This window comes from Gordonia sp. 'Campus', assembly GCF_022206305.1.
Lineage (GTDB): Bacteria > Actinomycetota > Actinomycetes > Mycobacteriales > Mycobacteriaceae > Gordonia.
This window is the reverse complement of sequence record NZ_JAKOIW010000003.1, coordinates 130,331-144,844: the sequence shown is the minus strand read 5'-3', so window position 1 is coordinate 144,844 and position 14,514 is coordinate 130,331. Positions and strand designations below refer to the sequence as shown.

11 protein-coding genes are annotated in these 14,514 nt (G+C 65.1%); 4 read left to right on the top strand and 7 right to left on the bottom strand.

Features of this window, described 5'->3' with window-relative positions; all coding sequences use genetic code 11:
* Positions 1–69: 69 nt before the first annotated feature.
* On the bottom strand, positions 70–906 hold the full coding sequence (locus MAY35_RS04320) for an IclR family transcriptional regulator (protein WP_238419541.1): 837 nt from the start codon (positions 904–906) through the stop codon (positions 70–72).
* A 107-nt stretch (positions 907–1,013) separates the two neighbouring features.
* On the opposite strand from MAY35_RS04320, the gene MAY35_RS04315 reads away from it, so the two are divergent.
* The 4 genes from MAY35_RS04315 to MAY35_RS04300 are packed head-to-tail and all read left to right on the top strand — an operon-like array spanning position 1,014 to position 5,030.
* The gene (locus MAY35_RS04315; RefSeq protein WP_238419539.1) at positions 1,014–1,877 is read left to right on the top strand and encodes an oxaloacetate decarboxylase; all 864 of its coding nucleotides are present in this window, start codon (positions 1,014–1,016) and stop codon (positions 1,875–1,877) included.
* A gap of 5 nt (positions 1,878–1,882) precedes the next feature.
* Positions 1,883–3,139 carry an aconitase family protein gene (locus MAY35_RS04310; protein WP_238419537.1) on the top strand — a complete coding sequence of 419 codons (1,257 nt, stop codon included), beginning with the start codon at positions 1,883–1,885 and terminating at the stop codon, positions 3,137–3,139.
* Complete coding sequence (locus MAY35_RS04305; protein WP_238419535.1) at positions 3,136–3,672, top strand: 3-isopropylmalate dehydratase; 537 nt, start codon at positions 3,136–3,138, stop codon at positions 3,670–3,672. Before MAY35_RS04310 ends, MAY35_RS04305 begins: the two co-directional genes overlap by 4 nt.
* Entirely contained in the window at positions 3,672–5,030 is a 1,359-nt protein-coding gene (locus tag MAY35_RS04300; RefSeq protein WP_238419533.1) for an MFS transporter, read from the top strand. The genes MAY35_RS04305 and MAY35_RS04300 overlap by 1 nt, the downstream gene beginning before the upstream one ends.
* An 86-nt stretch (positions 5,031–5,116) precedes the next feature.
* Here the strand turns inward: MAY35_RS04300 and MAY35_RS04295 are convergent, their stop codons facing one another.
* The 6 genes from MAY35_RS04295 to MAY35_RS23330 all read right to left on the bottom strand — a co-directional run bounded on the left by MAY35_RS04295 (position 5,117) and on the right by MAY35_RS23330 (position 14,490).
* Complete coding sequence (locus tag MAY35_RS04295; RefSeq protein ID WP_238419532.1) at positions 5,117–5,527, bottom strand: hypothetical protein; 411 nt, start codon at positions 5,525–5,527, stop codon at positions 5,117–5,119.
* Between the two features lie 134 nt (positions 5,528–5,661).
* On the bottom strand, positions 5,662–6,081 hold the full coding sequence (locus tag MAY35_RS04290) for a HEAT repeat domain-containing protein (protein WP_238419530.1): 420 nt from the start codon (positions 6,079–6,081) through the stop codon (positions 5,662–5,664).
* A complete protein-coding gene (locus MAY35_RS04285; protein WP_238419528.1) occupies positions 6,078–12,404 on the bottom strand; it encodes a putative T7SS-secreted protein in 6,327 nt (2,108 codons plus the stop codon). Before MAY35_RS04285 ends, MAY35_RS04290 begins: the two co-directional genes overlap by 4 nt.
* Entirely contained in the window at positions 12,405–13,046 is a 642-nt protein-coding gene (locus MAY35_RS04280; protein ID WP_238419526.1) for an ESX-1 secretion-associated protein, read from the bottom strand.
* Positions 13,043–13,435 (bottom strand): SseB family protein, encoded by a 393-nt coding sequence (locus MAY35_RS04275; RefSeq protein WP_238419524.1) that lies wholly within the window; start codon positions 13,433–13,435, stop codon positions 13,043–13,045. Before MAY35_RS04275 ends, MAY35_RS04280 begins: the two co-directional genes overlap by 4 nt.
* Before the next feature lie 143 nt (positions 13,436–13,578).
* On the bottom strand, positions 13,579–14,490 hold the full coding sequence (locus MAY35_RS23330) for a LysR family transcriptional regulator (protein WP_308192434.1): 912 nt from the start codon (positions 14,488–14,490) through the stop codon (positions 13,579–13,581).
* Positions 14,491–14,514 lie beyond the last annotated feature (24 nt).

The window sequence follows — 14,514 nt, the reverse complement described above, 5'->3', positions numbered from 1 at the left end:
CTGTTGAAAAGACGATCCCACCGACTCTTGTCGGTGGGATCGTTTGCGTCGTCCGAGACGGCACAATATTCATCGCGGAACGGATTGCAGCACTGCGGATATCCGAGCTGCGGCGTCGCAGACTCGATCGACTTTTGCTGCCAGCGCATCTCCGGCGAACCCCTCGATCCGACCGCCGATGCTGATCGAGGCGATCAGGTCTCCCGACCGGTCAGTGATCGGTGCGGCGACAGCTGCCACCCCATCGAGGTAGTCGGAGTCGCTCACCGAGTAGCCGATCTCACGAATGTGATCGAGGTGGCGGGTCAATGCTGCCGCGTCGGTCAGGGTCCGATCGGTGAATGCCGGCAGCTGATCGCGAATCCATCTCGCGCGCAGAGTATCCGACATCGCAAGCATCACGGTGGGTCCGGCTGCTGCGTGATACGGCAGGACGGTGCCCACCGAGATGCCGGCGACCACCAGTGAGCTGCTCCCCTCCACGAGGTCGATGCAGACCGCGCCCTGCTCTGCGGGCACCATGAGGTAGGCGGTGTCCCCGAAGTCGGCGGCGAGTGCGGTCATGAACGGCCTTGCTGCGGCGCGCATGTCGAGTTCACTCAGGGCGGCCGAGCCGACTTCGAAGACCCGCAGGCCCACGCGGTAAGCGCCGTTGTCGGTGCGCTCGATCCAGCCGGCGTGGATGAGGGTGGCCATGAGCCGGTGGACGGTCGTCTTGTTCATCCCGCTGGCCGAGGTGAGCTCGTTCAGCGTCCACGACGGGCGGTCGGCGCTGAAGTGCTCGAGCAGGGTGCAGGCCTTCAGCACGGCACCGACGACCTCCCGGCTCGAGGGGGTCTCAGAATCGGCGAACGTAGCCACGAACGGTGTCTCGCTTCCGGGTAGTAGGGCGACCGTCTCCGACATCTTACGAAGGCAACTCTGTACAGGCTTCTTGACATGTGACGCAGACCACCTTAGCGTCTCGTTACGTAATGCGATATGCATTCCGCATCACGGAACGTGATGATTGCATGAGCGCACCCTCGCTCAAGGAACTGACGTCACGCGGTCTCGTCTATGCCCCCGGTGTCTGGGACGGTCTGACCGCACGTCTGGCCGAGCAGGCTGGATTCAACGCGCTCTGCGCGTCGGGCTTCGCTGTCTCAGCCGCATTGGGCCTCCCCGACGCCGAGCTCTACACGATGACCGAGAACCTCCAGGCCGTGCGGACGATCCGCTCGGCATCGTCACTCCCGCTGGTCGCCGACATCGACACCGGCTACGGCAATGCGGTCAACGCAGCGCGCACAGCGTCGAAATTCGTCGACGCCGGCGTCGGCGGGATGTTCATGGAAGACCAGGTCTCGCCGAAGTCGTGCCCGATCTGCGTCGGCGACCCGGTCGACCTCATCAGCGTCGAGGAGGCGACCGGAAAGATCCGCGCGGTCCGCGACGCGAGTCCGGCCGACGTCTTGCTCATCGCACGTACCGACGCGCGCGGTGACGAGGCGATGCGTCGCGCGCACGCGTACGTCGAGGCCGGCGCCGACATGATCATGCCGGTCACCAAGACGTTCGAGACCGTCGAGGAATGGGAGCGATGCCATTCCGAGGTCGGTGTGCCGCTGATGGCGACTCTTACCGCGTCGACATGGACCGAACGTGAGTTCACGCCGGAAGTGCTGGGCCAGATCGGTGTTCGGCTTGCGCTGTTGCCCACCCAGGTTCTGATGGCGGTCACCGGCGCCGCCCAGAACACGTTGCGGCGGCTCGCGGCCGGCGAAGCTCCCGCCGACGTCAGTGCCGATGCGCTTCCGCACCACGAATTCGTCGATCTGATCGGTTTCGGCGAGGTCGAGGCAATGCAGCGCAAGTACCTGCCGGCAGCGCGGTGATGACGATGGGCCACACGATCACCGAGAAGATCCTCGCTCGCGCCACCGGCCTGGATTCCGTGCGTGCCGGAGAAAATCATGCGGTTCGCCCGTCGCGCATGATCGCCTACGACTTCCCCGGGTACACCGATGTCATGTTCAAGCAGATGCGCGACGACTTCGGGATCACCGAGCTCGAGGACCCGAGCAGGTATGTCGTGTTCATCGATCACATGCTGACGAAAGGCAATGAACGCGAGGCGGAGGTGCACCAGGTGACGCGCGACTGGTGTGCGTTCTACGGCATCGAACTGCACGAGGCGCAGGGCATCGGACACCAGCTCACGGCCGAGTTGGGGCTTGCCATCCCCGGTGACTTCCTCGTGCACTTCGACGGTCACATCAGTGGCGTCGGTGCGTTCAACGCACTCGGCTGGGGCATCCGACGGGACCTGATCGAGGCGTGGGTGACCGGGCAGATTCACCTGGACATTCCGGCGACCACCCGGTTCGACCTCGTCGGGGAGTTCCCCGAGGGCGTCGACAGCCGCGACCTCGTCCACACCATCATCGAGATGGTCGGGGCCGACGGTTGCGCCCACCAGGTCATGGAGTTCGGGGGGCCAGGGGCCCGGGCCATGAAGATCGACCATCGCCAAGGCCTGTGCGGGATGGCGATGTTCACGGGTGCGGTCTCGGCGGTGTTCGAACCCGACGAGTTGTCGCTCGACTACGCGCGGAAGGTCGCGCGAGCGGATTTCGAACCCGTCCACCCCGATTCCGATGCGGTCTATGCCGCTCGGTACACCATCGATCTGAATGCACTCGTGCCCAAGGTGGTTCGACCGGGATCGGCGCGAGTCGCCAACACCGCCACCGCCCGCGAACTGGAAGGCACTCCCATCACCCGCGCGTTCATCGGTTCGTGTGCCAGCGGCCGGATCGAGGATCTCCGTGCGGCCGCGCTGGTCCTCGACGGCCGGAAGGTCGCACCGACCGTCGAGCTCAACGTGGTACCCACCTCACGCGAAGTCCTGAACCAGGCCGAGAAGGAGGGCTTGCTGGACGTCCTCCGCACGGCGGGCGCAACGATCGCCATGTCGAGCTGCGACTTCTGCTTCGGCTACCAGCAGCCGCTGCAGCCCGGCGAGAACTGCATCTCGACAGGCGTTCTCAACATCAACGGGCGCATGGGCAGCCCGGAGGCGAACATCTACATGGGTTCGCCCTACACCGTCGCCGCCAGTGCGATCAGCGGTTCGATCGCGGAGTCGGTCCGATGAGCACCTACCCGCCGCCCCCCGACCTGATCGAGGGCAAGGTCGCGTGGATTTTCGGCGACGACTTCGACATCGACCTTGTCGTCGGCGTCTCCAACATCAAGTCCTACGATCCCGACCACCTCCGCTCGGTGTGTATGAGCGCCTACGACCCCAGCTTCGCCGATCGGGTGCGTCCCCGCGACATCATCGTCGGCGGACGCAATTTCGGCTACGGACATCCGCACTACCCGCCGATGGTGGCACTGCGCAATGCCGGGATCTCCGCCATCGTCGCCGAATCGTTCTCCCCCGGCTTCTGGCGGGGCGAGACGTTCAACGGCATGCCGCTGATCACGATCCCCGGGGTGTCGTCAGCCGTATCGGTCGACGAGCCGGTCGTTCTCGACTGGCGCGCCGCAACGCTGCGCACCTCCGCCGGTGAAGACTTGGTGGGCACCGCGCCCAACCCCCGCACCATCCAGATCATCGAAGCAGGCGGCTCCTACCAACTCCTGCTCGCCGAACACGCCCCCGCACGACAAGGACAGCTCTGATGACCAACGTGGAGAAGCCCGTCCGGGCCGACCGATCCGCCGGCGCCCCGATGCCGGAACCGCAGAGAACCGGGGAGCTGCAGAAGTCGCCGGCCATGGCGCGGCGGGCCGCGATCGCCGGTGGCGTCGGCACCCTGATCGAGTACTACGACTTCGCGGTCTACGGTTTCCTCGCCGTGGTGATCGCGCCGCTGTTCTTCCCGTCGGACAGCCCCGGTACGTCGCTCCTCGCGACGCTTGCGGTCTTCGGTGTCGCGTACGTGGCACGGCCATTGGGCGGCATCTTCTTCGGCCGCCTCGGCGACCGCCGCGGACGACGCTCGGCCCTGGTCGCGACCGTTGTCTGCATGGGTATCGCGTGCGGCATCCTCGGTCTGCTGCCGACCCATTCGTCCATCGGAGTCCTGGCGCCCATCCTGCTGGTCCTGGTGCGTCTGGCTCAGGGATTCTCAGCCGGCGGTGAGGTGGGCGGCGCTGCCACCTACATCGCCGAGTCGGCCCCGGCCCACCGGCGCGGCTTCTTCGGCTCGTTCACCCCGATCGGCTCGACGCTCGGATTCGCCGTCGCCGCAGCCGTCGTCGGTCTCGTCACCCTCTTGACGACCGACGAACAGATGGAGTCGTGGGGCTGGCGGATCCCGTTCCTCCTCGCACTCCCGCTCGCCCTGATCTGCCTCCGAGTGCGCATGAAGCTCGAGGACACACCGGAATTCGAGGAAATGGCCGAGAAGCAGGAGGTCGCCAAGAGCCCGCTACGCGACGTCGTGCGCAACAACCCGACGTCGGTGCTCAAGGTGATCGGCATCGCAATCGCGATGAACGGTTCGGGCTACATCGGATTGACCTACTTCAACGTCTACCTGATCAACGACCTCGGCTTCAGCAAGGACTCCGTCTACTGGACATCGGCGATCGCCATCGCGTTGGCGTGCTCCACGTTCCCGATCAGCGGCATGATGACCGACCGCTTCGGGCGTCGACCCGTGCTGCTCTTCGGGTACCTCGCCTACATCGTGATCGCGTTCCCCGCGTTCATGATCCTCGGCGCCACCGGCAGCATCGTGGTCGTCGGACTCGTCTACTTCGTCTACATGGCGCTCAACGGTGTCGTGCAGGTGCCCGCGTTCCCGCTGTTCACCGAGCTGTTCCCGCGGGCCACCCGCTACACAGGTGTCGCACTCGGGTTCAACATCGGCACCATCGCCGCAGGCGGAACCGCGCCGTACGTCGCGGCGCAACTCGTCGAATCGACCGGAAACGCCATGTCACCCGCCTACTGGGTCGTCGGCGTCTGCCTGATCGGTGCCGTCACTCTGCTAGCCATTCGTGAGACCGGCAGGACTGCGCTTCCTGCCTAGGCGTTCTGTGACGGTGTCAGCCGGCGAGGCAGGTTCGTTGGACCTCCTCGCCGGTTGGTGTGCGGAGGTGTACCGAGACGCGAGGCTCACGCGGAAAGCTCTGCGAGCAAGTTTCGTAATCTGACTTCGCCGCTTTCACGTGCGCGCTCCGTTATGGGCGTATCTGGGATGACAAAGAATTGAATAGTTCCTTGCTTATAGAAACGCCGCATGCTAGAGGAGCCGAATTCTAAGTTGCCCCCTTCAATCGTTAGTGAGAATAGGTCGTCACTCAGCTTCACGCTGGTTGGGTTAACCGTGAAGTACACCGTATATCCGAGGTCGGCATAGATCTCTGTTTCGTCGCGCACTTCAACGGAGTCGAGCGCGAAGTAGCTATCGAGGGCCCTACCACGAGGGAGGTCTGGCAACTCGATGTAGATTACGGTCGATGTCGAGTAGGCATCAAAGTATTCCGTCAAGGCCCGGCGGGCTTGGTCGGCGGGCTGTCTAATCACTATCTTTCACACACCTTTTGGGAAGCATACCGGCGTAGCCACTTAAGGAGTTCTGGCGCTCCTCAACATTTCGCTGCTCTAAGTCAAGTACAGCGACGCCAAGTTTTACAGAATTTTGCTGCCACTACGGGTAGTCACGAAGAAGATTTCGTCCGTTGTGCAAGCGAGTTCTCAGCGCACTCACGAACCCACTCATCCTCGTCACGTGCGAGTCGCTGCAGCAAGGTTTGACTGAGCTTAGGGTTCTTCGCTAGCGCCGCCCGGACACCCGCGTCGGGATCGGAGGCCAATAGGTCGGTAATCGTTTCGTCCTTCGCCGCAGCCCGTCGCATCGCAACTGTGAAACGCACGTCTCGATCTACGTCCTGCGCAAGAATACGGAGAACGTCAAGCGGAAGGGTCTTGTTCTGCACAACGAAGGCTCGGTACTCGGGCACTTCGGAGATGATCCTGAGCCAGACCTCCGCTGGTGCCGAGTCACGAGCCGCACGGTGCCGATCCTCGAGGTCGTCGCTGTTGAGTAGTGATTCATACTCGCTGAGTGAGGTGATCAATGCAGGTCCTTTCTGGGTATGAAGACTCCGGCATCGCCCTTGTGTTTGCCCACGATAAAGTCTCCGTACTCGTCGGCGTCCCTGAACCAATGCAGTCCGCGCTTATCTTCTGTGTACACCTTCCACACCGAGTTCCCGTGACCTGCATCATCCTTTGACCACCAGAGGCCGTCCGATTTGCTCTGGTAGTACTTCCTGGAGCCCCAGGACCTCGTGTCTGATGTGCCGTCCTTAGTGATCTCCCATAGCCGCCGCTCGGGGGACCGTTTGTCGTCCCGTTTCAGCGAGTCGCCGTCACGCGAGCGGGAGTCACCACAATCCTTCGTTGGGGCCAGGCCACGCGGGTCAGCCGCCAATGTGGGGTTCGTCGGATATGTATGAGGGTTGGGTGCGGGTCTTAGTCCCAACGGGTCCGGACTCAGGTAACGCCCCGAGCCTGGGTGGTAGTACCTGTGTCGGTTGTAGTGGAGACCGCTTTCGGGGTCCGCGTACTGACCTGGGAACGCCCACGGCGTCGACGAGCCGACCCACGTGCTCTCGCCGTACAGAGTTCTTGCCGCGTGCCCGGCGACCTCGCCGGTCAGCGGGTCTAGGAGTGCGGTGGGAACCGCGATCTGATCAGTCACGATCGCGAAGAACTCTCGGTCGACCTCGGTCTGCGTCCAGTCGACCAGCTTGGACGGCGCGAAGAATGGTGTACCCAGATTGAGGCTCACCTCTACACCAGATGCGCCGTCATTGAAGTCAGCGCTGTCCAAAGCCGTGATTGATTCGGTGCTGCGAGTTTGAGCTAGAGGCGTGTACGCGTAGGGCGCGAACGCCCAGGTAGTTACCGCGAGGCCACCGTAAGACGCGGCTGCCCGCGGATCAGGCGCCGACTCGGTCTGCTCGACCAGTTGCTCGCCGTGCCAGTGGAACCGCGTGACTGCCCCGGTTGCCGTGTTGGTCTTGCTGAGACGTCGTCCCAAGTGGTCGTAGGTATAGGTCCACGTCGTCCCGTCGGGAGTGGTCACACTGCGCAGTCGATCGTGAGCATCCCAGACGTAATGCCACACATCCGGTTTGCGCGACAGTCGACGGCGGCTCATCGAGGTAACGCGCCCCGATGCGTCGTAGCGGTACGACGTCCGACCGTCGTCGACGAGCAGGGTGCCGGTGTATCGCCAGCGGGGGCCGCCCTTCGAGGCTCGGCTATCGCCTCGCACCTCAGGGATCGAGGGTTGGCTAGCGCCTCGCACCTCAGGGATCGGGCGTTGGCTGGCACCTTGCAGGGCGTCACCGTCGCCGGAGCCCGTAGAGGCGGAAGTGGTGATATTGCCGGTCGCGTCGTAGGTCAGTTGCTCGGTACCGGAAGGGCTGACCGCCGCGGTGATCCGCCCGAGCACGTCGACTTGGTAGTCGGTCCGGCCACGATCGGCCAGGGTCGTCGTCGACGCGGTGAGGATGCCGTCGGCGCGATAGGCGTACTCGGCACTCGCAACGGTGCGTTCCGCTCCCCCGCCACCCGCGCCGCCGGACCCGAAGTTCAGCGTTGCCGGGTTGGCCGACACCGTCGCGATGCTGCGGCCGGTGAGCCGTCCGACCGGATCCCACGACGAGTCGATGGCTGTGCCCTCGAACCTCCGACGCCGCTCGCGTCCGGAGCCGGTGGTGGTGATGTCGCACGTGCGACCGGCGGTCGAGATGAAGTCGAGTACGCCACGCGGGTCGTAGCCGTAACGGGTGTGAACTGCCGTTGGCGACGTCACCGACGCCAATCTGCCGGCCCCGGTCCATGACGACTCGATCACCCATTCGGCCAGTCCGTCGTGCACGCCAGTGTGGTGCGGTAGCCCGGCAGCGGTGTAAGTCGAGTGCCACCGTCCGAATACACCGACGACTGACTCCGGCCGACCGGCGGAGTCATAGGTGTAGTCAGTGACCTCCCCGTCGAACTCGGCGTTCAACGAGTCCGAACACCGTTCGCTGACAACTCGACCCGCCGCGTCGTACTCGAACGCGACTGCCTGGCCGACAGCATTCGTCCGCGACGCGAGCCGACCTGCGTCGTCGTAACGGTATGTCGTTGTAGCGCCGTTGAAGTCGGTCTCGGACGCCAACGATCCGTCGGCGTTGTAGGTGTAGCTCCACACCAAACCATCTGGATTGGTGACAGCGATGAGTCGGCGGGCGGTGTCGTAGATGAACACGGTCCGCGACCCATCCGCGTCGATTCGGGCGACCGGTAGGTCGTAGTGGCCGTACTCCCAGCGAGTGGTCGCGCCCACGGGGTTCACATAGGCGACGCAGTTACTTTCACCGTCGAACTCCCACCGCGAGTGGCCGCCGTCGGGAGCGACAAGATCAATCAGGTTTCCCATCGCGTCGTACCCGATGGTGGTGGTGGCCCCCTCGGCGTCGACGACCTCGATCGGCCGCCCGCACCAGTCATAGGTGATGCGCGTCGTGTTGCCGAGCATGTCGGTGATCTCGACGGGTTGCCCGGCCGGGTTGTTCCGATAGCTCACCACCACACCGTCGGGGTCCGTCTGCGAGGTCAGTGCGCCCCGCGGGTCGTAGGTGTACGACGTGACGGCACCGGCATTGTCGGTCACCGCGGCCGGATCACCGTTGTCGTTGTACGTGATCCGGGTGGCGACAGACCCCGGTTCGACGATCCGCTCCGGCCGGCCCGGGCCCACGTAGTTCACCTGCGTTACCGCGCCATCGGGGCCGACGACGCGTTCGATGTCACCGAAGTCGTTGTAATGCAACTGGGTTGAATGACCGTCGGCACCGGTGAGCTTCATGGGTTGGCGACTGTCGTTGTAGTCGGTGCGAGTGATACGACCCAGCGGGTCGATCTCCTGCCGCACCCGGTTGTCGGCGTCGATGCCGTACAGCGTGGCCGCGCCGACGGCGTCGGTGTAGGTCGTGATCGACCCGGGCCCGGCCGTCCGCAGCTGATAGTCGAAGCGCCCGGACCAGACCCCGTCCATGCCCGACTGAATGGTTATGCGACCGAGGTCGTCGTAGCGGTTCCAGTACTCCATCCCGATGGAGTCGCGCCACCACGTCATGCGTCCGGCGTCGTCGTAGCCGAATTGCGTTGTCGCACCGATGGCATTGGTCGAGCTCGCCAGATGGCCCCGGTGGTAGGTGAACGTGCACAGTTGTTGGTCGACTGGTGTGCCGTCGATCCCGTTGGTCAAGCGGTATCCCAGGATCCGGGCACCGTCGCATTGCACGTCGATGCGGTATCCGGCGGAATGCTCTACGGCCGAGGGCCTCCCCTGGTCGTCGAAGACGAAACGGATCCGGTTGCGATGCCGGTCCGTCACGGCGGAGACGGCGATGCTTCCGGTATCGACGTCGACACCGTTGAGCTCTGGGATCGGGATGAAGAACCAGCTGACGAGCGTCCGTATGTGGGTGAGGTGATACCCACCGGTGGGCGTTGCTCGCAGCTCCCAGTCGGTGTCGTTATTGCTTCGCGCCACCGAGTCGGGCTGTGGCTTGGGGAAATTGGTCATGGTGCCGTCGGCGTCGACGATGGTCACCAGATCGTCGGTGACGATGGCGCGGGCGTCGAATGTGGACGGCGTCGTTGGTCCGAGCCACCTTCCCCACCGGTATCGGGATCGATGGCGATGGGTGAGGCGAAGCGGTAGGACTCCGGGGAGGTCGACGTCGGTCAGCGGGAGGAAGTACTCGCCGGTGGCCACGTTGACCGGCTCGCCGTTGCTGCGGCACTGGTCGGGTGCCTCGTTGCCTTCGCTGGTGTCGGCGCGTTCCGTGGACCCCTCGTCGGTGCGTTCAGGGTGGCCGGCGTCGTGCGGTTCGCCGGTGTCGTTGTCGGGTCGAGGTTCGGCGGGTTCGGTCCGGTCGCCGTCTGGGGTGTTGTTGCTATCCGGCTTGGTGGCGGGTCCGGCATCGCGGGGTGACGACGGAGCGTCGGCGCCGGCCGGCCGCGGGTTGGCGACCGGTGTGCGGTCAGGCAGCACCACGGGCGGGGACGGACGGTCGTCGAGTGTCGGCCGCGGCGTGGTGGGTGACCCGTCGGGCGTGTGTCGCGTGGTGGGTTCGGGCACGTGGTGGGAGTTCGACGGCGTTGGCCGGGCGCGGTCGCCGTCGCGCGGCGAGGTGTGACTTTCCGGAGTTGTTCGTGCGGGTGGCGTGCGGTCCGGGGTGTGATCGGGAGTGCGCGGCGGCGCAGGAGTGGCATCGGCGCGTGCGGGGGTGGCCGCGGGAGTACCCGGTTTCGGTTGTGCGGCATCGGGTGTGGAGTGTGAGGCCGTCGGTGGGTGATGGCCCGCGACGGGAGCGATCGGTGTGGTGCTCGACGGGTCGTTGTGCGCCGGGTTATGGCCGGGGGTGTCGACGTCGTCGGGGCGCCCGGTTGTCGGTGTATCTGGGGTCGCCGCACCGGGGGTTGGGCGCGGCGAATCTGCGTCCGGCCGGGCGTGCGGTGTCGATGGTTCGTCTCCTGTCGTCGGCGGGTGTCCGGCCGCCGGCTCATCGTGTCGTGTCGGGGTGTGATCGATGAGGGGCTCGTCGGGTTTCGCCGGCGAGGGTTCGTGATGTGTGGGAGTAGGCGACGCGTCGTTGTCGACGGCGTTGTGCCCCGGAGTGGTCTGGTCTGGGCTATGACCCCCGGGTGATGCTGCGGGAGTGGTGGTCTCGCCGCGGTTGGGTCCCGGCGGGTCGTCGCCGCCCAGATGGTGGGGTCCTGATGGTGTGCTGGCGTGCTCGGGGGCCGGGGCTTCTGGACGGTCCCCGACGGGTGTCGGCGTGGCCTCGGGCTTAGGTGGCGTGGACGGATTGTCTGCGTGAGACGCGCCCGGTCCGGGGCCGTCTACGGGTCCGCCGACGACCGGTTGGTCCGGAGTCGCGGCATCCGGTCGCGGCGCGGAAGGTTCGGGTGCTCCCCCGCTGGGCGGAGGGTCCACGCCCGCCGGTGGTGCGCCGGCGTCGTGGGCGGGCGCTGGATTGGGCGAGCCGGCCGGTGTCGGGTTCTCGGGCATCGGGGCATCTGGTGCGGGTCCGTCGGCTCTCGGCACCGGTGGCGCGTTGTGGTCGACGGGGATGTCGGGACCGTGCCGCCCGGGCAGCTCAGCGCTGGGACTGGCACCAGGTGTGTTTGGCGACGACCCGTGCGGTGCGGGCGACGGGTGTGGTGGCGCGGGCGGGGAGTCGGGACGAAACGAGGTCGGGCTGATGTGCGGAGTAGGCGATGGGGTCGGGACGTGGCGGGTGCTTCTCAGGAAGCCGGTCATCATGCCGCCACCCTTTGGTCCCGGCGCGATCATCATGGCAGTGTTTCCGATGACGTTGCCCAGTGCTTGCGACGGATCCGTCGACCAACCGGATCCTGCGAAGTTCCGGACGAACTCGTCGGGATGGGCGACCTGGTGCACGATCCCGGCGACCATCGTCGCCGAGTTGCGCATGTACTGGTGGGGATTGGCGATGTTGTACGGGTTCTGCGGGAGCATCGTGTTCAGCCCCTTCACAACCTCGGTGACCGACCCGATGAGGCCGGCTTCGAAATGGTTGAAGCCGGTGAGCCCGGCAGTCCCGACGTCGCTGGCGGTCATGCGTGCCTGGTCAAACGCAGACGGCATTGGTGGTGCCATGTTCGCGGCGCCGCTGAGTTCGGTCTTGACTCCCGGGGCCGACGAGTTGCGGTGGTCGCGGCCGACTTTCAGGACTCGCTCTGCCTCGGCTTTGTATCCGGGCCAGGGATCGGGCCCCGGATGTGTGGGCGGGGTGTCGCGTCGATCGTTCTTGTAGTCGTCGAGTTCGTCGTTGTAGACGTTGGCCTTGGTGACCCACTCGTCCCGTTTGCGCTCGCCCTCTTCCCAGATGCGGACGGCCTCAGCGGCCTTCTGCTGGGCGAAGGTGACGACGCCGGCCCAACCGGCCAGCGCGGCAGCCGCTTTCGAGGCGGCGTCACCGGCCGCGAACCACGGCGGAACCTGGCGGTCGAGCGCATCGCTGAACTCCGTTGCGCCGGCGCCCGACCACGCGGCCACCGAGATGCCCCGAAGTCCCTCACCGGCGGCAACGAAGTTGCCTGCGAAGCCGGTGAACCTGTCGGCCAGGGCGGTGATGCCGGGAGGGTCGCCGAGGATCAGTTCCTTGGGGTCTTTGGTCTCGTCGAGATTCTTCTCGTCGGGCATGGCGCCCAATGAGTTCGCGACATCGTCGCCCAAATCCTCGACGCCGGTGGCGATGCTGTCGAGGCCGACGGCGCGCAAACCGCCGCCGAGTATCTCGGTAGCACCGTCGACCAGTCCCCCGAGCATTTCCTTGCCGCCCTCGAGGGCGTCGAAAAGACCCACCTATCTGACCGGTTTGTCAGCGGGCTCGGACTCGGCGCTGCTCGGCGGGTCCGCGGTGAATCCGTCACGCTCGAAGCCGTCCATCGTGTCGGTGACAAGTGTCGACGGGTCGAACTGGTGGCGGGCGATGGTCTCGAGATCCTCCGTCAACGTCCCTCTGAGTGCTTCGCCCAACTTCCGATGCTCTGCCATCTCCTCAGGCGTCAGGGCCCACTGCGGATCGGTGATGGCGTTCTTGTTGTGCTCCCACAATTCGCCCCATGACTTGTTCTTGACGTCCTCCGGCGTGAGGCTCGGGTCGCCGATCAGGTCCATCGTGAAATTCTTGAGCTGGTCGCCCGCCCATTTCTCTTCACGCTCGTAGTGACTCGCTCCGAGTCCGAGGCCTTTCGAGATCTCTGCCGCTCCGGTGACGAGCGCTCGAACGCCCCATTCCCAGCGATCGCAGTACTCCTCGAGTCCGCTCTTCGGGTCGGCGTGACCGATCGTACGACCGTCGAGGTCGAGGTCGCCGTATCCGCGACCGAGCGCGGCGCTGTAGTCCGAACCGACACCGGTGTCGGCGAGCCTGTCGATCACGCCGTTGATGCCGGCGCCGGCCTTGTCGAGGGCTGAGGGCTCCACGTGCAGATTCTCGGTCATCGGACCACCTCGCCCTCGTCGTCGTAGTAGCAGTGCGGCGTCAGCTCGCGGCTCGGCGGGAACGTCATCGTCGACGGTGTCGCGGGGTCGATGACGAGGCCGGTGGGTTCGGGGGCCTGGTCGAGTACGCGGTCGATCAACTCGTGGCCGGGAACCTCGAGGTAGCGGACCTCGTCGAGGTCCCGATCGGTGAGCTCGGCGAACTCGCGCAGACGTTCAGGCGTTGTGAACGCCAGCATCCACGGGATACCGGTCTCAACCAGCGTGAACAGGCGGCCGTTGAGGTCGAGTGGAACGGCGAGGGTGGCATCGCGAAGGGCATCGAACAGCCGAGGTGGATCACCGAAACCGGACAGATACGCCCGCACCTCATCGACATAAGTCGTCATCACCGGACTCCCCCGCAGTCATCACCGTGCCGGTCGATGTTAGATCACCTGGGGCAGGTTGGCATTGGGCTGTCCACAGGAGTGTCGTGTGAACGGCGGAGGGCAGAGCGAATCCCGTCATGGAGCCCCGCCGATCCGGCGGTTCACTGACCTGTCGAAACCCCGTCGTCCACCCAGCCGTACAGCTCGGCGTGAGAGAGTATGGCGCTGATGCAGTCCTGCAATTCAGGTGAATCTGCATGTGCGTGCGACCAATTCAGATACCACGATGCGCTCACGGTGGGCGCGAGCGGACGCCACGTGAGGCTGTTCTCGACATCAGTGGCGACGGACTCAAGGCAGACGAACAGACTGGCCCCGTCGGCAGCCACGTCACTGCCGGCAACAATGCCGAACACTGCCGACGTCGTCCACCGGGGACAACGTCCATGGCTGGCAGCCCACCGCTCGATCCACCGGTTCCATTGACTGTGTTGCGCGTCGATCGAAACGACGAGGTGGCGTTCGAGGTCGTCCGCTACCACCGAACGTCTCTGAGAGAGAGCGTGCTTGGTGGACATCAATGCGCCGACGCGTTCAGCGCGGAGAACTATGTGCCCATATCCGGGCTGTCTCTGTGGATGGCCGATCGTCAAAGACAGCTGGGGTGCCTGTTCGGGGTCGGCGAAGACTGGCATCGCTGTCATGTGCACGGACAGGTTCGGAAGTGCCGCGCGAAGTTCTGCCATCACCCGGCGCGGCGTCTCCAACGCAGGTTCGCTGACGTGAACCGTGATCGCACGTTGGGTGGATGATGCGGTCGCGCGGGCGACGGCGACTCTGACTTGATCGATGATGCCTCGCGCATCCTCGGCGAGCGCGTTCCCGGCCGATGTCGGGACAACACTGCGACTGGTCCGGTTGAACAGACTCACTCCAAGACGTCGTTCGAGCCGGATGATGGCCTGGCTCAACGCGGGCTGAGCCATGTGCAGGTGGCGTGCCGCACGGGTGAAGTTGCGTTCATCGTGGAGTGCGACGACGTACTCGAGTTCGCGGAGGGACACATCTAGCACACCACGATGCTAGATCAAGACGAA

Bases quoted from the DNA above. Each gene is read 5' to 3' on its own strand.
- MAY35_RS04320 (WP_238419541.1), bottom strand. From the start codon at position 906: ATGTCGGAGACGGTCGCCCTACTACCCGGAAGCGAGACACCGTTCGTG.
- MAY35_RS04315 (WP_238419539.1), top strand. From the start codon at position 1,014: ATGAGCGCACCCTCGCTCAAGGAACTGACGTCACGCGGTCTCGTCTAT.
- MAY35_RS04310 (WP_238419537.1), top strand. From the start codon at position 1,883: ATGGGCCACACGATCACCGAGAAGATCCTCGCTCGCGCCACCGGCCTG.
- MAY35_RS04305 (WP_238419535.1), top strand. From the start codon at position 3,136: ATGAGCACCTACCCGCCGCCCCCCGACCTGATCGAGGGCAAGGTCGCG.
- MAY35_RS04300 (WP_238419533.1), top strand. From the start codon at position 3,672: ATGACCAACGTGGAGAAGCCCGTCCGGGCCGACCGATCCGCCGGCGCC.
- MAY35_RS04280 (WP_238419526.1), bottom strand. From the start codon at position 13,046: ATGACCGAGAATCTGCACGTGGAGCCCTCAGCCCTCGACAAGGCCGGC.
- MAY35_RS04275 (WP_238419524.1), bottom strand. From the start codon at position 13,435: ATGACGACTTATGTCGATGAGGTGCGGGCGTATCTGTCCGGTTTCGGT.